The following is a 19,458-nucleotide window of genomic DNA, read 5'->3' as shown; positions in this document are numbered from 1 at the left end:
TCGCGCAGTTCCCCGCGCCCCTGAAATGCACGCCCTTCGGGCGGCATTTCCCCGGTGAGGCACCGCCCCTATGGAGATCGCGCACGAAGTGCGCATCTCCAGGGGCGCGGGGAACTGCGCGGCCGGCCCCCACCGGCCCGCAGAAAAAGAACCCCTACTTACCGCCACGCTCCAGCTGAAGCAGCACCTCGTTGGGCGTCGCCCCACCGAAGCGGCGGTCACGCGACGCGTATTCGACGCAGGCCCGCCACAGGTCGCGGCGGTCGAAGTCGGGCCACAGGACGTCCTGGAAGACCATCTCGGCGTAGGCGCTCTGCCACAGCAGGTAGTTGGACGTGCGCTGCTCGCCGCTGGGGCGCAGGAACAGGTCGACGTCCGGCATGTCCGGGTAGTAGAGGTACTTCGCGAACATCTTCTCGCTGACCTTCGACGGGTCGAGCCGGCCCGCCTTCACGTCCTCGGCGATCGCCTGCGCGGCGTCGGCGATCTCGGCACGGCCGCCGTAGTTCATGCAGAAGTAGAGGGTCAGCTTGTCGTTGCCCTTGGTCTGCTCCTGGGAGATCTCCAGCTCCTTGGCGACCGACTTCCACAGCTTGGGCATGCGGCCCACCCAGCGGACCCGGATGCCCAGTTCGTCGAGCTGGTCGCGGGTCTTGCGGATGAAGTCCCGGTTGAAGTTCATGAGGAACTTCACCTCGTCCGGGGAGCGCTTCCAGTTCTCCGTGGAGAAGGCGTAGAGCGAGATCGCGCCGACACCCAGCTCGACGGCGCCCTGGAGGACGTCGAGGACGCGCTCGGCGCCCACCTTGTGGCCCTCGGTGCGGGGCAGCCCGCGCTCCTTGGCCCAGCGCCCGTTGCCGTCCATGACGATGGCCACGTGCTCGGGCACCAGCTCGCCCGGGATCTTCGGCGGCCGGGCGCCCGACGGGTGCGGTTCGGGCGTCTTGTACTCACGACGGGACCGTCCGAGGATTCCTCGACGTGCCATGTTCCGGGCCTCTCCCCTAGCTCAGCTTTTCTCTACGTAACGCAACGAGCGCAGCCCGCGCTCCAGGTGCCAGTGCAGGTACGCCGACACCAGCCCACTGCCCTCGCGCACGAACCGTGCCTCGCACGCGTCCGCGGTCTCCCAGTCGCCGGTCAGCAGCGCACCGAGCAGGTCGAGGGCCTGGGGTGAGGGTACGACGCTGCCCGGTACCCGGCAGTCGACGCAAACCGAGCCGCCGGCGCCGACCGAGAAGAACCGGTTGGGACCGGGCATTCCGCACCGCGCGCAGTCCGTGAAACTCGGCGCGTACCCGTTCACCGCGAGGGAGCGCAGCAGGAAGGCGTCGAGGATCAGGTGCGGCTCGTGCTCGCCGCGGGCGAGGGTGCGCAGGGCGCCGACGAGCAGCAGATACTGCTGCACCGCGGGCTCGCCCTCATGGTCGGTGAACCGCTCCGCCGTCTCCAGCATGGCCGTCCCGGCGGTGTAGCGGGCGTAGTCCGTGACGATCCCGCCACCGTACGCGGCGATCGTCTCGCTCTGCGTGCACAGCGGCAGCCCGCGCCCGATCAGCTCGCTGCCCCGCGCGAAGAACTGCACGTCCACGTGCGAGAAGGGTTCGAGCCGCGCCCCGAACTTCGACTTGGTCCGCCGCACCCCGCGGGCGACGGCCCGCACCCGGCCGTGCCCACGGGTGAGGAGGGTGATGATCCGGTCCGCCTCACCCAGCTTCTGGGTGCGCAGCACGATGCCGTCGTCGCGGAACAGACTCATGCCGCCTATTGTCCCCCACCGAATCGTGCGCAGGGAGCCCAGATCGGGCCCTGCCGGCGCCGCCCGCATCACTCATGCGTGTGAGCGCTTCCCGCTCTCCCCCACCAGAGGATATGTCGCTTGCACTATATGCCTCAGCTGTCATAATCAGAGGAGCGAAGCGTGCCCTGGGAAGTAATCGTGCTCGAACCGGCACTGTCCTGGCTTCACGGCCTACGCAAGGAGGAGCGCGCGACCCTGGTCCTGATCAGCGCCGCCATCACTGCACTCCAGCGGGAAGGCCCTGGGCTCGGCCGCCCCTTGGTCGACACCGTCCGAGGCTCCCGACTCACGCACCTCAAGGAACTGCGGCCCGGCTCCGCAGGCTCCAGCGAGGTCAGGATGCTGTTCGCCTTCGACCCCGTTCGTCGGGCGGTGTTCCTGGTGGGCGGCGACAAGTCCGGTAACTGGCATAACTGGTACGACACACATATCCCCATCGCGGAACAGGTCTACGAAGCGCATCTGCGGCAGATCGAGGAGGACGAACGGTGAACAAGAAGCCTCACCCCGGGCAGAGTGCACGCTGGGACGACCTGGTCGAGGAATTCGACTTCTCCCCCGAGGAACGAGCCGACATCGATCACCGGGCCGACCAGATGATCGCCACCGCCCGCGCCCACCGCCTCGCCGAGATCCGCAAGCGTCAGCACGTCACCCAGGTCGACGTGGCCAAAGCCATGGGCGTCACCCAGGCCCGCATCTCCCGCATCGAGCACGGCCAGCTCGAACGTAGCGAGGTCGAAACCCTCGCCTCGTACGTCCGCGCCCTGGGGGGCAAGCTCAAGATCGTGGCGGACTTCGGCGACGAGCAGTTCGTACTCGGGTAGACGCTCCGACCGCCCTAAGGGACCTCGCCCCGGCTGCGCCGGTTCGCGTAGGTCGTCGCCGCCCGCAGGCGCTCGTGCGTCGTCGCCTCGCGCAGCACCTCGGGCGGACAGTCCCACTCCCGGCCGCCCCCGTACGGCCGCAGCTGCACGTACGGACCCTCGTGCCCCATCACCCGTCCCACCTGACCGGTGCTCGTGTCGACCGCGTACGAACCGATCGGTGGCTTCATCGCGCTGCGCTCCTGTCGTCCGGGCTTGCGAGGAGGACGGCGGCGAGACGGGCCGCCGCGTCAACCGAACAACGCCCCAATTCCACCAATGGACACGGGGCACTCCGTGCGATTGACCCGGCATCCAGGCCCAGTGACGGCAGCACAATTCCGACCCTCGCGAGTGCGGCTCGCACATTCTCCACCGTTTCCTCGGCTTCCTCCACGCACCGCGCGGCATGGTTCCCGCTGTCCTTCACGTGGCTCCCCTTCCCGATTCGATTTCACGCTTCTCCCCTCAACCGTGGCGTCACGTCTCTACAGTGGGGAAGGCTCTGTGCACTACAACTGCGGGGCTGCATCTGGGGGTTGGCCATGGCCAATGGTTCGCGACAAGCGGCGTGGGAGTTCTTCGGGCTCGAACTGAAGCGGCGCCGCGAGGACGCGGCTCTGACCCAAGTGGAGTTGGGGTTACGCGTATTCGTTTCCGGTGGCTACATCGGCCAGTTCGAACAGGCAATTCGCAAGCCGCAGTTGGATGTAGCCCAGAGGATTGACGAGGCGCTGCAAACCGACGGTATTTTCGAGCGGATGTGGCGACAGCTCATCGATGATTGCCGCTACGCCGCCTATTTCGCCGAGGTTCTCGAACTGGAGCGGCAGTGCACGGAGATCCGGGAGTTCGCGCCGTCTCTGGTTCCGGGGCTCCTGCAGACGCGGGAGTACGCCCGGGTGGCGACGCTGGCGATGAACCCGTTCGTGACGGATGAGTACGTCGACGAGTTGGCGTCCGCCCGCACGGAGCGCGCCCAGATCCTGAGGGACGCTACAAGGCCCCTGTATTGGGCCGTGCTGCACGAGAACATTCTCCGCACACCGGTCGGCGGAAACGCCACGATGGCCGACCAGTTGACTCACATCACGGCCATGGCGCGGGAGCGCAAGGTGCTCGTCCTGGTCATCCCGTACTCACATGGGGCGTACGCATCGATGGGCGGCCCGCTCAAGCTCATGGAGTTCGAGGACGCACCGCCGGTCGCCTATACAGAGACGGCGTTCTCGGGAACGCTGCTCGACGATCCGGCCGTGGTGAAGCGGGCCCAGCGTGCATACGATCTCATCAGGGTCGCCGCGCTACCGCCGGAGGCGTCCCTGGCTCTGATCGAATCGGCGGCGGAGGACTTCAGACGATGCGCGCGTACGACCTGAACGATGCCCGCTGGCACAAGAGCAGCTACAGCAACCAGGAAGGCGGCGACTGCGTTGAGGTCGCCCACGGCGTCCCCGGGGTCGTCCCCGTCCGGGACTCCAAGGTCGCGGACGGGGACGTCGTCGTGATCGGGGCCGGGGCCTGGGCCGCGTTCGTGGACGGGGTCAGGCGGCCTTGCTGAGCGCGTCGAGGCGGTTGGACGTGTGCCAGATCGCCTCGATCGCGACGACGTTGGCCAGGAGCAGCAGCCAGCCACCGGGTTCGAGCACGGACCGGATGTTGTACGCGGGGTTGTCGTCGTCGATCGTCATTCCGAGGGTCATCAGGATCAGGAAGATCCCCATGAGGGTCACGACGATGCCCCAGATGACCGCGCCCGCGACTCCCGCACCGGACCAGGCCCGGTAGTCGGAGTCCGAGGACAGCCGCAGCAGGTACAGCAGCCCGCACACGATGAGCCCGGCCGTGCCGAGGACGCCGACCGGAACGACCGCCCAGTCCGAGGACACGCCCGGGATGCCGCTGGCGTACGACCGCCAGGGGTCCGCCCAGTCGAAGGAGCCGGTCACCTGGGAGACCTGCGCTCCCGTGGAGTCGCTGGTCCATGTCTCGGTCATGATCGGATTGGCCGTGGCGATGAAGAGGACGATCGCCGCGAGCGCGAGCTTGACCAGGTGGACGGCGACGACGCCACCCGTGCGACCTGGACTCTTCGGCTCCGGCACGGGCGGCTGCGCGACCTTGGTCGGCGTGGGCGCCGGCGGTTCCAGATCGGCGGCCCGGGCCTTCATCGCGTCCCTCAGGCGCAGTTCGGTGCTCTCCCGGGTCTTCGGCACGTCACGCGGACGCGGCACGGTCACGGCGGAGGCCGGGTCGTCGTCGTGCCGCGCGAGCGTGCGCAGCGCCCCCGTCCGTTCCTGAATGGCGGCGCGCGCCCCGCCGATCCGCATCCAGGCGCCGGGGCCGAGGTCGTCGCCGAGTTCCGCCTCGCAGAGTTCGAGGACCTCCTGCGCGGTGGGACGTTCGCCCGGTTCCTTGTCCAGGCAGGCGGCGAGCAGTCCGCGTAGGGGCTGGGAGCGGATCGCGGACAGGTCCGGGTCGTCGGCCACGATGCGGTGGGCGACACCCCACTCGTTCTCCGCGCCGAACGCCTCCTGGCCCGTGGCGAGGAAGTACAGCGTGGAGCCGAGGGCGAAGAGGTCGGACGGTTCCCCGACCGCCCGGCCCATGGCCTGCTCCGGCGACATGTAGAGCGGGGTGCCGACACGGGTGGAGTGACTGCTGTAGGTCACGGACTGGGTCAGCGACTTCACGATGCCGAAGTCGATGACCTTGGGACCCGTCTCGTCCAGCATGATGTTGCCGGGCTTGAGGTCGCGGTGGACGACATGCGCGGCGTGGATGTCGGCGAGGGCGTGTGCGATGCCCCAGGCCAGCAGCAGCACCTGTGGCGCGGGCAGCGGGCCGTACTCGGTGACGAGGTCGCGCAGGGTGGGCCCGGCGACGAACCCCGTGGCCAGCCAGGGCTGTTCGGCGTGCGGGTCCGCGTCGAGGAGCGGAGCGAGATGGGCGCCGCGGACCTTCTGCGCGGCCCGCACCTCCCGCTCGAACCGCGCCCCGAATTCCGCGTCCCGCGCGAACTCGGGGCGGATCACCTTGACCGCGGCCGGCTGCCCGCCCGGCGAGAACGCGATGAACACCTGGCCCATCCCGCCCTCCCCCAGTCGTGCCACCGGCCGGAAGTCCCCCAGCTCCACCGGGTCCTGCGCCTGAAGTGCCGTGAACCGGAATGCCGCCTTCGGCATACCGTCCCCCCTTTTTTGTTCCGTCGTCACCCGTTGCCGTGCCGCAGCTCGGTCCGGAAGAGGTCCGCGACCCGTTCCCAGGAAAGGTCCGCGGCCACCTTGTCGTACGTGTCGTGTCCAGGGAAGAAGAACGCGTGCGGTGCTTCCTCGTGGACGGTGATCTCGTGGCGGACCCCGGCCTCGGTGAGGGCGGTGCGGGCCGCCTCGACCTGAGCGGCGTCGATGATGTGGTCGCGCCCGGCGTAGAACAGCGCGACGCGCGTGCCGTGTTCGGCGAGGCGTCCGGTGTCGTCGAGGAGCGGCGTGGGCCGGCTGAGTGCCGTGCCGGTGCCGGCGAGCCAGCCGGGGTAGTAGATCGCGGCGGCGGCCAGGCGCAGGCGGGTCGCGGCGAAGTAGGCGAGGTGGCCGCCGAGGCTGAAGCCGAGGATGCCGGTGCGGTCGGCGGCGCCCGCGTGGGGCCGCGCGTGGTCGGCGGCGGCGCGGAAGTCGGCCTCGACCTCGTCGCGGGTGAGCCGTCCGACGAGGTCGAAGGCGTGCGCGCGGTTCGCGTCGGAGTGGGCGAAGCCGTCCCGGGAGGCGGGGTCGGTGCGGTGGTACAGGTTCGGGACGACGGCGACGTGGCCGAGGGCCGCGACCCGGCGGGCGACGGCCCGGATGTCGTCGTTGAGGCCCCAGAGTTCGCCGCCGAGGAGGACGACCGGGTGGTCGCCGGGCTCGGCGGGACGGGCCAGGTAGGTGGTCATGCGGGTCGGCGCGCCCGGGACCGGGATGTCGGTCGTCTCCGTGCGGACGGCGGTGGTGTCGGGCGTGCGGGGCTCGCCCGCGAGATCGTCTGCGTGGGTCACCGTCGCAGCCTGCCTCGAACACCGGTTCCCTGGGCGGGATTTGACCTGATCCAGAACCGGTCGGCGGCGGCCCGTCGCCCCCGTCCCGGACTTCGGAGGTCGCGGGCGGGGGCGTCGGCACGGCCGGGGCGGGGTCTACCAGCCCGGGCCGCCCTGGTGCTGCCCGCCGTACGTCGGGCCCGTGCCCGGGGCGTACGTGCCCTGCGGGTACGGGTGGGCCTGCGGCTGCGACGGCGGCTGCTGGGCCTGGGCCTGCGGGTGCGGCTGCTGGGCCCGGATGTGGGCGTCCTGGTGGCCGGCCTGGTACGCGGTCGGGGCGGCGGCGCCCTTGGCCCGGGCGGCCTCCTGCTCGGCGGCGTTCATCCAGCGGTCCACGCGCTGCCGCATCGGCATGATCATGCCGCCGCCCACGCCGACGATCAGGATGCCCGCGACGGTGGCGAGGATCGCGTAGAGCACCGGCTGGGTGACCGTGGTGGCGATCCCGGCCTGGCCGAGCGCGGCGATGACCCCGAGCGCGACGACGGCTCCCCACAGGACTCCGGCGACCGTGTGCCCGTACGACGTGCTGGACAGGGCGCCCGCGGTGATGGAGCGGACGGCGTTGGCGACGGCCATGGCGACGACGACGAGCACGACGGCGACGACGGCGCGGGGCAGCCAGGCGACGAGGCCGTTGATCATGTCGCTGACCGGGTTGGGCCCGAAGGTGCCGAGGGCGAGCTGCAGAATGATCAGCATCAGGGCCAGGTAAACGATTCTGCAGACGAGCCCGGTCAGGTCGAAGGACGCGCCCTTGAGCAGCTTGTCGGCGCCCGCCGTGCGAGCCAGGCGTTCGGAACCGGCCCCGCGCAGGACGCGGTCGAGCACGTTGCGGATCACCTTGGCGACGAACCAGCCGACGACCAGGATGATCAGGAAGGCGGCGAGCTGGGGGACGAACTGAGCGACCTTCGACCAGGCATCGTTCAGCCCCTGGGTGAAGTCGATGGACAGGACGGTCATCAGAAACCTTTCTGCAACTCCGGGTGCGGTATCCGCCACCGCTAACGCGGCGGCCCCCGGATAGGCCCGGCAAGGCCGCGCCCTTGAGCCGAAAGGGTGACGCCGCCGCCCCCGCCCCGAAGGCCTGTTCGCCCGTCGTCCGTCGTCCGTCGCCTGACAGAGGCCCGGTCCGGTGCTCGCGGCCGGGTGCGTCAGGGTGCCGCCCGCCCCGGACGGACGCCCCGCGGGAGTACTGCGGACGGATCAGCTGGGGGTGCGGGCCGCCGCGAGGAGCAGTGCGGAGACCTCGTCCGTGCACATGGTGAGGGCGGCGCCGACGGTGCACAGGACATCGCGCTCGGCGGCCGAGTACGGGCCGTCCGCGAGGGCGATGCGGGCGCCCTGGGTCAGGATGGATTCCCGTCCGGCGGGCGCGAGGTGCGCGGCGATCGGGTCGAGCGCCTCGTGGAGTTCGATGGCGAGCCCCGCGCCGGAGCCGGCGTGCTCGGGCAGCCGGCCCGCGTCGGTCACCAACGCCTCGACGAGCGCGGCGAGTTGGGCCTCGGAGGTGTCGTCGAAGCCGGCGCCGCGCAGGATGCCGACCGCGCACTCGAGGGTGGTGCGGGAGGCCGTCCCGCCGGTGGCGAGGACGGCGAGGACGACGGTGTGCACGGCGTCGCGGAGCATCGCCGAGAAGCGGTGCGTGGTCGGGTGGTCGAGGGCGTCCATGCCGAACCGGTGCTCGCAGGCGGCGCATTGGACGACGGGGCCGGTGTGGCCGCGCGGCACGAGCGGGACGCCGAGCACGGTGAAGCGGCGCCGGCCGGTGCGCCGCTGATAGTTGCGGTCACCGCCGCAGCCGGGGCAGAAGAACTCCCCGTCGCCCACGGTGGTCCAGGTGGTGTGCACGCCGAGTACACGCGTGAGCCCGGTTCGCCGTGTTTGTCCCAGCTTCGGCAGCACGTGCACACCTCCGTAACGGCGCCGCAACATCGCGACGCTGGCGTGATGTTAGCCACATTGCCGACGCGGCGTCAGTACCTTGGTCACGACGGGATCACGGCGAACAGGCGTCCTGGCCGAGACATGACGCGGCCCCGCGCACCGACAAAAGGTGCACGGGGCCGGGAAATGCCAGCTCAGAGGAGTCAGCGGGCGGCGCGGTTCACCGCGGAGACGACGGCCTTCAGCGACGCACGTGTCGTATTCGCGTCGATGCCGATGCCCCACAGGACCTTGTCCTCGATGGCGACCTCGATGTACGAGGCGGCGACGGCCGAGGCGCCCTCGCTCATCGTGTGCTCCTGGTAGTCCAGCAGGCGGGCGTCGACGCCGATGGCCTGCAGCGCGTCGAAGAACGCGGAGATCGGACCGTTGCCCGTGCCGGTCAGGACCTGCTCGGTGCCGTCCACCTCGGCCTCGACCGTCAGGCGGTCCACACCGTCGGTGTCCGTCGTGGTCTGGCCCGTCTTGACCTGGATGCGGCCCCACGGGTTGCCGGAGTTGGGCAGGTACTCGTCCTGGAAGACGTTCCAGATGTCCTTCGGCGTGACCTCGCCGCCCTCGGCGTCGGTCTTGGCCTGGATGACCTTGGAGAACTCGACCTGCATGCGGCGCGGCAGGTCCAGCTTGTGGTCGTTCTTCAGGACGTAGGCGATACCGCCCTTGCCGGACTGCGAGTTGACCCGGATGACGGCCTCGTAGGAGCGGCCGACGTCCTTCGGGTCGATCGGCAGGTACGGGACGGCCCACTCGATGTCGTCCACGGTGACGCCCTTGGCGGCCGCGTCGGCCTCCATCGCGTCGAAGCCCTTCTTGATGGCGTCCTGGTGGGAGCCGGAGAAGGACGTGTAGACCAGGTCGCCCACGTACGGGTGGCGCGGGTGGACCTCCATCTGGTTGCAGTACTCCCACGTGCGACGGATCTCGTCGATGTCGGAGAAGTCGATCTGCGGGTCGACGCCCTGCGAGAACAGGTTCATGCCCAGGGTGACCAGGTCGACGTTGCCGGTGCGCTCGCCCTGGCCGAACAGGCAGCCCTCGACGCGGTCGGCGCCGGCCATCACGGCCAGCTCGGCGGCGGCGACGGCGGTGCCCCGGTCGTTGTGCGGGTGGACCGACAGGCAGACGTACTCACGGCGGGACAGGTTGCGGCCCATCCACTCGAAGCGGTCCGCGTGCGTCGACGGGGTCGAACGCTCCACCGTGGCGGGCAGGTTGAGGATGATCTCGCGGCCCGGACCCGGCTGGTAGACGTCCATGACGGCCTCGCAGACCTCCAGGGCGAAGTCCAGCTCGGTGTCCGTGAAGATCTCGGGGCTGTACTGGTAGCCGAACTCGGTCTCGGGGCCCAGGATCTTCTCCGCGTACTCCATCACCAGGCGGGTGCCGTCGACGGCGATCTGCTTGATGTCGTCCTTGGAGCCGCGGAAGACCACGCGGCGGAAGACGGGGGCGGTGGCGTTGTACAGGTGGACCGTGGCGCGCTTGGCGCCCTTCAGCGACTCCACCGTGCGCTCGATCAGGTCCTCGCGGGCCTGGGTCAGTACGGAGATCGTCACGTCGTCCGGGATGGCGCCCGGCTCTTCGATGATCGAGCGGACGAAGTCGAAGTCGGTCTGGCCGGAGGCCGGGAAGCCGACCTCGATCTCCTTGTAGCCCATCTTGACCAGCTGGTCGAACATCCGGCGCTTGCGCTCGGGCGACATCGGGTCGATCAGGGCCTGGTTGCCGTCGCGCAGGTCCGTGGAGAGCCAGCGAGGAGCAGTGGTGATCCGCTGGTTCGGCCAGGTGCGGTCGGCGATGTCGACCTGCTCGTACTGACCGTACTTGTGGATGGGCATGCGGCTGGTCTGCTGGCGGTTCGCCATGATGCGGGGCTCCTCAGAGGATGGCCGGTAAGGCGGCCGACGGCGCAACGCCAAACTCCGCGGGGAGGGGGTCGGCCTCGACTACAGGCCCTCGCCGCGGCAGCTAAGGAGAAGCAGCCCGAATCGCATGATGCTGAGCACCTTAACCGAGTCCCGCTCTTGTGCGGAGGGTCGTATCAGTATGCGGGACGACCGGCGAGTAACCGGACATAGGTGATGTACGCCTCCATTTCGACCCCTCCCTCCCGCTATTTCGCTCTATTTCGCTAATCACCGTCGCACCTCGTGACAGCGCGATGACGCAGTGCCACCTTTGCATGATGACCTCGAACCCCGCTGGCTTCCAGCCCGTCTTCTGCTCGATCGTCCCCCCGCACCTGCTCGACAAGGTGGCCCGGTCCTCGAACGCGACGGCCGCCGAGCGCGCCCGCCTCACCCTGGAACGCGACGCCCTGGAGCGCGGCCGGCGCCGCGACACCGTCGTCGCCCGCACCGCCGTCGTCCCCCGGCCCGTCGCCCCCGAGGACCAGAAGCCGAAGCGCACGATCTACGACGCCGCGCACGGCACCGAACTGCCCGGCACGAAGGTGCGCGGCGAGAGCGACGCACCCGGCCAGGACGCCACCGTCAACCGGGCGTTCGCCGGCCTCGGCGCCACCTTCGAGCTGTACCTGCAGAAGTACGAGCGCTGGTCGATCGACGGCAACGGGCTCGCGCTCGACGCGACGGTCCACTACGACCGGGACTACAACAACGCGTTCTGGAACGGCGAGCAGATGGTGTTCGGCGACGGGGACGGCGAGATCTTCCTCGACTTCACCCTGCCCGTCGACGTGATCGGCCACGAACTCACCCACGGCGTCACCCAGTACACGGCGAACCTGACCTACGCGGGCCAGCCGGGCGCCCTCAACGAGTCGCTCTCCGACGTCTTCGGCTCCCTCATCAAGCAGTACTCGCTCGGCCAGAGCGCCGCCGAGGCGGACTGGCTGATCGGCGCGGGACTGCTCGCGCCGAGCGTCCAGGGCGTGGCGCTGCGCTCCATGAAGGCGCCGGGCACCGCGTACGACGACGACGTGCTCGGCAAGGACCCGCAGCCCGCCGACATGGAGCACTACGTGGACACCGAGGAGGACAACGGCGGCGTCCACCTCAACTCCGGCATCCCCAACCACGCCTTCTACCTGCTGGCCACCGAGCTCGGCGGGCAGGCGTGGGAGCGGGCCGGGCAGATCTGGTTCGACACCCTCACCGGCGGCGAGCTGGCGCAGGACGCCTCCTTCGCGGACTTCGCGCAGCTGACCGCGAAGACCGCCCAGGAGCGTTACGGGGCGGGGGACGAGACCCGGGCCGTCCTCAAGGCCTGGGAACAGGTCGGGGTGCCCACGAGCTGAACGGGTAGGCGGGAGCCATGCGGATTCACGTCAGGCGCACGGGCGGCTTCGCCGGGGTCCCCCGGCAGGCCGAGATCGACACGGCGGGCCACGGCGACGAGCACGAGTGGCGGGAGCTGGCCGAGGCGGCGCTCGCCGAGGGCCGGGACAGCCCGCCCGGCGGGGTGCCCGACGGGTTCAGCTACACGATCACGGTGGACGGGCGGACCGTGTACTGCGCGGACCCCCGGCTCACCGCGGAGCAGCGCAGGCTGATCACCCGCGTCCTGAAGGAGGGCGCCTGACGGTCGCCGGCCCCCGGGGTTCCCGACCCGGGTGATACCTGCGGTAACTACTGGTCGCTGCATGGGCGTTGACTTCTCTACCGGTCGGTACGGATGATCGCGCCCATGCCAGCCACCCCGGACGCGCCCCCGCTCCCGACGTTCCCGCCCGGATTCCTGTGGGGCGTCTCCACCTCCGCCCACCAGATCGAGGGCGCCGTCGAGGGACGCGCGCCCTCGATCTGGGACGCGTTCGGCGCCGAACCCGGACGGATCAAGGACGGCTCCACGGCGGACACGGCCTGCGACCACGTGGCCCGCTACCGCGAGGACGTGGGCCTCGTCCACGACCTCGGGGTCGGCGCGTACCGCTTCTCGGTGTCCTGGCCGCGGGTGCTGCGGCCCGGCGGGCTCGACTTCTACGACCGGCTCGTCGACGAGCTGTGCGCGCGAGGCGTGCGGCCGGTGCCGACGCTCTTCCACTGGGACCTGCCGACGGAGGTCGAGGAGGCCGGCGGCTGGCTGTCCCGGGACACCGCCTCCCGCTTCGCCGCCCACGCGCAGACCGTCGCGGCGCGGCTCGCCGACCGCACCGGCACCTGGATCACCCTCAACGAGCCCGCCGAGCACACCCTGCTCGGCCACGCGCTCGGCGAGCACGCCCCCGGCAGGAAGCTGCTGTTCGACGCGCTGCCCGCCACCCATCACCAGCTCCTCGCGCACGGGCTCGCCGCCCAGGCGCTGCGCGCGGCGGGCGCCACCGACATCGGCATCGCCAACTCCCACGGCCCGACCTGGCCCGCCTCCGCCGGACCGGCCGACGCGGCCGCCGCCGACCTCTACGACGTCATCCTCAACCGGCTCTTCTCCGACCCGCTGCTGCTCGGCCGCTACCCCGACGGCTTCGGCGAGCTGATGCCCGCCGACGACCTCGCCGCCGACCTGTCGGTGATCTCCGAGGGCACGCTCGACTGGTACGGCGTGAACTACTACCAGCCGACGAAGGTGGGGGCGCCGCTGCCCGGCGGCGCGGACGTGGAGTTCTCCGGACTGACGCTGCCCGCCGAACTGCCCTTCGCGGTACGGGAGATCGAGGGCTACCCGGTGACGGACTTCGGCTGGCCCGTCGTCCCCGACGCGCTCACCGAACTCCTCGCCTCCTTCCGCGAGCGCTACGGTGACCGGCTGCCGCCCGTCGTCGTCACCGAGAACGGCTGCGCGTACGAGGGCCTCGACGACCGGGACCGGATCGCCTACCTGGACGGGCATCTGCGGGCCCTGCACCGGGCGATGGAGGCGGGCGCCGACGTGCGCGGCTACTTCGTCTGGTCGCTCCTCGACAACTGGGAATGGGCCGAGGGCTACACCAAGCGCTTCGGACTGGTCCACGTCGACTACGCGACCGGGACCCGTACGCCGAAGGCCTCGTACGCCTGGCTGCGGGACGCCCTGCGGGCGCAGAGGGCGGAGCACTCATGAGCGCGCTCGCCCTGGAGGAGCCCTCCGAGCGGGTCCGGCGCGGCTGGACGGTCGCACTGTCGCTGGCCAACGGTGCGATCTGGGTGGGCTGGTACGGGCCGCTGCAGATCCTGCTCGCCCAGCAGTCGGAGCGGTTCGCGCCCGGCACCGGCCTGTCGAAGGAGTCGCTGCTCGCCTGGGTCGCCGGCGTCGGGGCCGTCGTCTCCCTCGCCGCGAACCCGCTGTTCGGGGCGCTGTCCGACCGGACCGTGTCCCGCTACGGGCGGCGTACGCCGTGGATCGTGGCCGGGTCCGTGGGCGGGGCGCTGTCCCTGCTGCTGCTCGGGGTCGCCGACGCGGTCTGGGTGCTGTTCCTGGGCTGGTGCCTGGTGCAGCTGACCCTGAACGCGGCGTTCGCGGCGGTCACCGCGGCCGTGCCGGACCGGGTGCCCCGGCTGCAGCGCGGGGCGGTCGGCGGGTGGCTCGGGGCCGCGCAGATCCTCGGGGTCGTCGGCGGGACGGGGCTCGCGACGCTGGCCGGCGGGACGGGGGCCGGGTATGCGGCCTGCGCCGTCTTCACCCTGGTCGGGGTCGCGCCGTACGTGCTGCGCCATCCCGATCTGCGGCTCGCTCCGGCCGATCGGCCCGCGTGGTCGTGGCGGTCCTTCGCGGCGGGGTTCTGGCTGAGCCCGCGCGCCCACCCCGACTTCGCGTGGGCCTGGCTGACCCGGTTCCTGATCAACCTGGGCAACGCGCTGGTGCTGCTCTACCTCTTCTACTACCTCCGCGATCAACTCCACTACGCGGACCCGGAGTCCGGGGTGCTGATCCTCACGGCGGTCAACGGGGTGACGCTGCTCGCGACCGTCGTCGTGGGTGGGGTCTGGTCGGACCGGGTCGGCCGGCGCAAGCCGTTCGTCCTCTGGTCCGGGGTGCTCATCGCTGTCGCGACCGGGGTGCTGTCCGGGTGGCAGACGTGGAGCGGGGCGCTGGTCGCCGCCGCGGTGCTCGGGGTCGGCTTCGGTGTCTTCACCTCCGTCGACTTCGCCCTGATGACGGACGTGCTCCCGGCCGCCCTCGACCGGGGCAAGGACCTCGGCGTCATCAACATCGCGAACTCCCTGCCCCAGGTGGCCGCCCCCGTCCTGGCCGCCCCACTGGTCGGACAGCTGGGCGGATACCGGGTCCTGTACCTGGTCTCGGCGGCGATCGGCCTGGCGGGAGCGCTGCTGGTTCGTCGCATCAAGGGGGTGGAGTGAGGGGCGGGGCGCTCGGCGGGCCGCTCGGCGCGGGGCGGGCGGGGTGAACGGGGCGGTGACCGCTCGGCGCGGGGTGGGCGGGGTCCCGGGGGCGGTGTCCGGCGACGCGCTCGGCGCGGGGCGGACGGGGTAGCCGGGCGGTGACCGCTCGGCGCGGGGTGGGCGGGGTAGCCGGGCCGTGTCCCGGGGCGGACTCTGGCGATGCGGTCGGCTGCGACGTGCCCCGGCCGGCCTTGCCCATAGTCCTGGCCCTGCTCCCGGCGCCGGGGGTGCATGTCCGGCGACGCGCTCGCCCGCAATACGCCTGCGGCCGACCTTGCCCATGGCCCCGGCCCTGATCCCACCCACCCGCCCCCTCCGGGGGCGTCGGCCCGGCGCCCGGCCTCGGGCACGCGCTTAAGTTGCTCCCTCGGGGCAGCACTTCAGCCCGGTGCCCGTTCGGTCTCCCCAGCCTTGCGCAGTCTGCCGCCTGGGGCGATGGGGGTACCCCCTACTACTCGAACGAAGCCGAGAGCTTGCGGGAGGGTGGGCAAGACGGCACCCCGATGCCGCGTGCGCTGTCCGGCAGCCTCGCCCATAGCCCCAGCCCTGCTCCCACCCACCCGCCCCCTCCGGGGGCGTCGGCCCGGCGCCCCGCCTCGGGCAGCAACCCGGCCCCCGGGCCAGCACTCCGGCCCAGGGCGCGCATCCGGTCGACCCCACCTTGGGCAGTCTGCCGCCTGGGGCGGCACCGGTGGGCAAGGCGGCACCCCGGTGCCGGGTGCGCGTCCCCTTGGGCCTCGGCCAAAACGGCGCCGCCGTAGGGGCGGACGATCGTCGCCGGGTGCCGTCCGGTGGGGCTTCTCGCGCAGTTCCCCGCGCCCCTGAAGGCGCACTCCGTGCGCCCCAGGGGCCGTTGGTTTCGCCCCGCGGCGGAGTCGCTGATCGGCACAGGCCGCGCCCCAGGGGCGCCGGTTGGTCGTGCCCCGCGCCGGGGCCGCGCATCGGTTCGGCCCCGCACCCCTGGGGGCGCGCTCGGTGCCGGGGCGACGCCCCCGGAGGGGGCGGGTGGGTGGGAGCGGGGCTGGGGCCAAGGGCGATGCCCAGCGCTGCGCCCGGCTCCGGGCTCCGGGCTCCGGGCTCCGGGCCGACGATCCCGGAGGGAGCGGGTAGGTGGCAGCCGGGCTAGAGCCAAGGGCGATACCCAGCGCTGCGCTCGGTGCCGGGCCGACGCCCCCGGAGGGGGCGGGTGGGTGGGAGCGGGGCTAGAGCCAAGGGCGCTGCCCCGCGCTGCGCCGGGCTCCGGGCTCCGGGCTCCGGGCTCCGGGCTCCGGGCTCCGGGCTCCGGGCTCCGGGCTCCGGGCCGACGATCCCGGAGGGGGCGGGTGGGTGGGAGCCGGGCTGGGGCCAAGGGCGATGCCCAGCGCTGCGCAAGGTGCCGGGGCGACGCCCCCGGAGGCGGCGGATGGGTGGGAGCGGGGCCGGGGCCAAGGGCGATGCCCGGCGCCGCGTGTCTGCTCGTCGGGCCTCGGCCGCAGTGCCGGCTCCGAGCACCGCCCCATCGGGGAAGAGCCGCACACCTATACAGCCGGCGTCGGCCCGGTGGTCACAGGGCGCCGGACACCTTGGGCCGGTGGCCGGTGGTTAGAGGGCGCCGGAGGCCTTGGCTGACCAGAGGGACGGGTACAGGGGGCGGTAGCCCAGTTCGTGGCGGATGCGCGAGGTGGAGAGGACCGCGTGCCAGGGGTCCGCGGTCTCCCGCTCGGACACGGAGGGCGGGACCTCAACGCCCGCGAAGGTCAGCAGGTCGATCGTGGTCAGCGGGGCGTCGTCCGCGATGTTGTAGGCGCCGGACGCGCCCGGCGCGTACAGCAGTCGCAGCAGGCCCTGGGCCACATCCGCGTGGTGTCCGAGGTGCAGTCGCTGCATCCCGGCCCAGCCGGGGGCCCATTCCACCGCCGTGTCGAGGTGCGGGTCCCCGTCCCCGTACACGAAGGGCAGGCGCCCGATCCGCAGGTCACCGAGCCCGGACAGCGCCGCGAGCCCCTGTTCGGCCTCCCACTTCGATTCGGGGTAGGCGCCCCACATGTGCCCGCCGGGTACGGATTCGTCCGACTCGACGAGGGCCCGGCCCCGCCCGACGCCGTACACGAGCCCCGTGCTGACCTGCACGAACCTGCCGACGCCGGAGGCCACCGCGGCCCGTCCGAGCTCGATCGCCGCGTCCCGGTTGACCGCGCGCGCCTCCTCGTCCGGCACGCCGCGGAACGCCGCCGCGACGTTCACGACCGCGTCCACCCCGGCCGTCACCTTGCCGAGCATCTCCGCGTCCCGCAGGTCCCCGACGACGATCTCCGCCCCGAGCTCCGCGAACTCCTCTCCGCGCTCCGCCTCCCGGACCAGCACCCGCACCCGGTCCCCGTGCGGGGCCGCCCGCAGCAGTCGCGGCACGAACCGCCGCCCGACCTGACCCGTCGCACCCGTCACCAATGTCAGCATGGCCGCCTCCTCGTCCTCGTAGCCAAAGTGGCCGTACCAGCCGTTCCAGCCGTACCGGCCATGGCTGAAGCCTCCGCCCGTCGCCGGCCCGGCGGGAGAGACGCGGTTATCCAGGGACCGGTACTCCCTGGATACGAACCCGGCGGCGAGCCATGCTGAAAGGCGTGAACCGTGCCGAACTCGCCGACTTCCTGCGCCGCTGCCGCAGCCGCCTGAACCCCTCGGACGTGGGCCTGCCCACCGGCCCGCGGCGCCGTACGCCCGGCCTGCGCCGCGAGGAGGTGGCGCAGCTCGCCGGGATGTCCGCGGACTACTACACGCGGCTGGAACAGCGCCGCGGCTCGCACCCCTCGCGCCAGATGCTCACGGCCCTGGCCCGCGCGCTGCGCCTGACGGACGCGGAGCGGGACCATCTGTTCCATCTGGCCGGTGAGGAGCCACCGCGGCCCGGCACCTCCTCGGGGCACGTCCGCCCGGGGCTGCTGCTGATCCTGGACCGGCTGCACGATCTGCCGGCGACGGTGTTCGGCGACTGGGGCGAGGTGCTCGCGCAGAACGCGATGTCGATGGCGCTGACCGGCGACCACGTGGGCACGAACATGATCCGTCGCTGGTTCACGGACCCGGCGACCCGCACCCTGTTCCCCGCCGACCAGCACGAGGGCCTCGGCCGCGCCCACGTGGCAGGACTGCGGGCGGTCGTCGCGGCCCGCCCGGACGACCCGGGCCCGGCCGCGCTCGTCCGCGAACTGCGGGCCGCGTCACGGGAGTTCGAGGAGCTGTGGGCGGCGCACGACGTGGTCGTGGACCGCCCGTCGCCGAAGCGTTTCGTGCACCCGGTCGTCGGCGTGCTCGATCTGGACTGCGAGGTGCTGCTGGGGGCCGGCCACGACCAGCAGCTCGTCGTGCACTCGGCGCGGCCGGGCACCCCCGCGCACGAGCGGCTGGAGCTGCTGCGCGTGATCGGGCTCCAGGACCTGGCCCCGAGCCCCACCGCGTACGAGACCAGGAATCGGGGTCTGGACTAGAAGCCGAGCTTGCGGAGCTGGCGGGGGTCGCGCTGCCAGTCCTTGGCGACCTTCACGTGCAGGTCCAGGTAGACCGGCGTGCCGAGGAGCGCCTCGATCTGCTTGCGGGACTTGATGCCGACGTCCTTGAGGCGCTTGCCCTTGGGGCCGATGATGATGCCCTTCTGGCTGGGCCGCTCGATGTAGACGAAGGCGTGGATGTCGAGGAGCGGCTTGTCGGCGGGGCGGTCCTCGCGCGGCAGCATCTCCTCGACGACGACGGCGATGGAGTGCGGCAGCTCGTCGCGGACGCCTTCGAGCGCGGCCTCGCGGATCAGCTCGGCGACCATGACCTGCTCGGGCTCGTCGGTGAGGTCGCCCTCCGGGTAGAGCGCGGGGCCCTCGGGCAGCAGCGGCACGATGAGGTCGGCGAGCAGGTCGACCTGCTTGTCGCCGACGGCGGAGACCGGGATGATCTCGGCCCACTCGAAGCCGAGCTCCTTGCCGAGCTGGTCGATGGCGATGAGCTGCTCGGCGAGCTGCTTGCTGTCGACGAGGTCGGTCTTGGTGACGATCGCGATCTTCGGCGTCTTCTTGATCGACGCGAGCTCCTTGGCGATGAACCGGTCGCCGGGGCCGAGCTTCTCGTTCGCGGGCAGGCAGAAGCCGATGACGTCGACCTCGGCCCAGGTGGTGCGCACCACGTCGTTGAGCCGCTCGCCGAGCAGGGTGCGCGGCTTGTGCAGTCCGGGGGTGTCGACCAGGATCAGCTGCGCGTCCTCGCGGTGCACGATGCCGCGCACGGTGTGCCGCGTGGTCTGCGGCTGGTCGGCGGTGATCGCGACCTTCTTGCCGACCAGAGCGTTCGTGAGGGTGGACTTGCCCGCGTTGGGGCGGCCGACGAAGCAGGCGAAGCCGGCGCGGTGGGCAGGTCCGGCAGCGGGGGTGTGAACGCTCATGGCGCCCATTGTCCCTGATCCGCGAAGCCGTGCGGCACCGTGAGGGCCTTGTAACACCGGGGTGACACGAAACACGGCGGAAACCCCGG

General features: G+C 71.6%; 19 protein-coding genes. 9 read left to right on the top strand and 10 right to left on the bottom strand.

Going from position 1 to position 19,458, the window contains the following annotated elements; translation table 11 throughout:
* Positions 1 to 154: 154 nt before the first annotated feature.
* Complete coding sequence (locus tag ACZ4E1_RS21025; RefSeq protein WP_467541245.1) at positions 155 to 988, bottom strand: isoprenyl transferase; 834 nt, start codon at positions 986 to 988, stop codon at positions 155 to 157.
* 21 nt (positions 989 to 1,009) lie between these two features.
* Positions 1,010 to 1,759, bottom strand: a complete 750-nt coding sequence (gene recO, locus ACZ4E1_RS21020) for a DNA repair protein RecO (protein ID WP_467541243.1) — start codon at positions 1,757 to 1,759, stop codon at positions 1,010 to 1,012.
* Positions 1,760 to 1,921: 162 nt separating this feature from the next.
* Here recO and ACZ4E1_RS21015 point away from each other — a divergent pair, with 162 nt between their 5' ends.
* The gene (locus tag ACZ4E1_RS21015) at positions 1,922 to 2,293 is read left to right on the top strand and encodes a type II toxin-antitoxin system RelE/ParE family toxin (protein WP_467541241.1); all 372 of its coding nucleotides are present in this window, start codon (positions 1,922 to 1,924) and stop codon (positions 2,291 to 2,293) included.
* Entirely contained in the window at positions 2,290 to 2,628 is a 339-nt protein-coding gene (locus ACZ4E1_RS21010; RefSeq protein ID WP_399126085.1) for an XRE family transcriptional regulator, read from the top strand. Before ACZ4E1_RS21015 ends, ACZ4E1_RS21010 begins: the two co-directional genes overlap by 4 nt.
* Before the next feature lie 14 nt (positions 2,629 to 2,642).
* On the opposite strand, the gene ACZ4E1_RS21005 is transcribed toward ACZ4E1_RS21010, so the two are convergent.
* On the bottom strand, positions 2,643 to 2,858 hold the full coding sequence (locus tag ACZ4E1_RS21005; protein WP_188339042.1) for a hypothetical protein: 216 nt from the start codon (positions 2,856 to 2,858) through the stop codon (positions 2,643 to 2,645).
* Between the two features lie 354 nt (positions 2,859 to 3,212).
* Here ACZ4E1_RS21005 and ACZ4E1_RS21000 point away from each other — a divergent pair, with 354 nt between their 5' ends.
* The gene (locus ACZ4E1_RS21000) at positions 3,213 to 4,046 is read left to right on the top strand and encodes a helix-turn-helix domain-containing protein (RefSeq protein WP_467541238.1); all 834 of its coding nucleotides are present in this window, start codon (positions 3,213 to 3,215) and stop codon (positions 4,044 to 4,046) included.
* On the top strand, positions 4,028 to 4,228 hold the full coding sequence (locus ACZ4E1_RS20995; RefSeq protein ID WP_467541236.1) for a DUF397 domain-containing protein: 201 nt from the start codon (positions 4,028 to 4,030) through the stop codon (positions 4,226 to 4,228). Before ACZ4E1_RS21000 ends, ACZ4E1_RS20995 begins: the two co-directional genes overlap by 19 nt.
* Here the strand turns inward: ACZ4E1_RS20995 and ACZ4E1_RS20990 are convergent.
* From ACZ4E1_RS20990 to leuA, 5 genes are all read right to left on the bottom strand, one after another.
* Positions 4,212 to 5,852, bottom strand: a complete 1,641-nt coding sequence (locus tag ACZ4E1_RS20990) for a serine/threonine protein kinase (protein WP_467541234.1) — start codon at positions 5,850 to 5,852, stop codon at positions 4,212 to 4,214. The two genes, ACZ4E1_RS20995 and ACZ4E1_RS20990, sit on opposite strands and share 17 nt — an antisense overlap.
* Positions 5,853 to 5,878: 26 nt before the next feature.
* The gene (locus ACZ4E1_RS20985; RefSeq protein WP_467541232.1) at positions 5,879 to 6,697 is read right to left on the bottom strand and encodes a dienelactone hydrolase family protein; all 819 of its coding nucleotides are present in this window, start codon (positions 6,695 to 6,697) and stop codon (positions 5,879 to 5,881) included.
* A 135-nt stretch (positions 6,698 to 6,832) separates the two neighbouring features.
* The gene (locus tag ACZ4E1_RS20980; RefSeq protein WP_467541230.1) at positions 6,833 to 7,702 is read right to left on the bottom strand and encodes a membrane protein; all 870 of its coding nucleotides are present in this window, start codon (positions 7,700 to 7,702) and stop codon (positions 6,833 to 6,835) included.
* Positions 7,703 to 7,945: 243 nt separating this feature from the next.
* Positions 7,946 to 8,644: a tellurite resistance TerB family protein gene (locus ACZ4E1_RS20975; protein WP_467541228.1), complete on the bottom strand. Its 699-nt coding sequence runs from the start codon at positions 8,642 to 8,644 to the stop codon at positions 7,946 to 7,948.
* A 185-nt stretch (positions 8,645 to 8,829) separates the two neighbouring features.
* Entirely contained in the window at positions 8,830 to 10,551 is a 1,722-nt protein-coding gene (gene leuA / locus ACZ4E1_RS20970; protein WP_467541226.1) for a 2-isopropylmalate synthase, read from the bottom strand.
* Between the two features lie 320 nt (positions 10,552 to 10,871).
* Between leuA and ACZ4E1_RS20965 the strand changes: the two genes are divergently transcribed.
* From ACZ4E1_RS20965 to ACZ4E1_RS20950, 4 genes are all read left to right on the top strand, one after another.
* Positions 10,872 to 11,945: a M4 family metallopeptidase gene (locus ACZ4E1_RS20965; RefSeq protein ID WP_467541224.1), complete on the top strand. Its 1,074-nt coding sequence runs from the start codon at positions 10,872 to 10,874 to the stop codon at positions 11,943 to 11,945.
* A 17-nt stretch (positions 11,946 to 11,962) separates the two neighbouring features.
* On the top strand, positions 11,963 to 12,229 hold the full coding sequence (locus ACZ4E1_RS20960) for a protealysin inhibitor emfourin (protein ID WP_467541222.1): 267 nt from the start codon (positions 11,963 to 11,965) through the stop codon (positions 12,227 to 12,229).
* A 105-nt stretch (positions 12,230 to 12,334) separates the two neighbouring features.
* Entirely contained in the window at positions 12,335 to 13,687 is a 1,353-nt protein-coding gene (locus ACZ4E1_RS20955; RefSeq protein WP_467541220.1) for a GH1 family beta-glucosidase, read from the top strand.
* Positions 13,684 to 14,925, top strand: a complete 1,242-nt coding sequence (locus tag ACZ4E1_RS20950; RefSeq protein WP_467541218.1) for an MFS transporter — start codon at positions 13,684 to 13,686, stop codon at positions 14,923 to 14,925. Before ACZ4E1_RS20955 ends, ACZ4E1_RS20950 begins: the two co-directional genes overlap by 4 nt.
* 1,623 nt (positions 14,926 to 16,548) lie before the next feature.
* Here ACZ4E1_RS20950 and ACZ4E1_RS20945 read toward each other — a convergent pair.
* Positions 16,549 to 17,403, bottom strand: coding sequence for an NAD-dependent epimerase/dehydratase family protein (locus ACZ4E1_RS20945; RefSeq protein WP_467541216.1), 855 nt, complete (start codon positions 17,401 to 17,403; stop codon positions 16,549 to 16,551).
* Between the two features lie 164 nt (positions 17,404 to 17,567).
* Here ACZ4E1_RS20945 and ACZ4E1_RS20940 point away from each other — a divergent pair, with 164 nt between their 5' ends.
* Positions 17,568 to 18,431: a helix-turn-helix transcriptional regulator gene (locus ACZ4E1_RS20940; protein ID WP_467541214.1), complete on the top strand. Its 864-nt coding sequence runs from the start codon at positions 17,568 to 17,570 to the stop codon at positions 18,429 to 18,431.
* Here ACZ4E1_RS20940 and era read toward each other — a convergent pair.
* Complete coding sequence (gene era, locus ACZ4E1_RS20935; protein ID WP_467541211.1) at positions 18,428 to 19,378, bottom strand: GTPase Era; 951 nt, start codon at positions 19,376 to 19,378, stop codon at positions 18,428 to 18,430. The genes ACZ4E1_RS20940 and era overlap by 4 nt on opposite strands.
* Positions 19,379 to 19,458: the final 80 nt, after the last annotated feature.

The sequence above is a fragment of the Streptomyces sp. NPDC025806 genome (assembly GCF_055558275.1).
The sequence above is the reverse complement of the archived record's forward strand: the minus strand, read 5'-3'. Positions and strand labels throughout refer to the sequence as shown.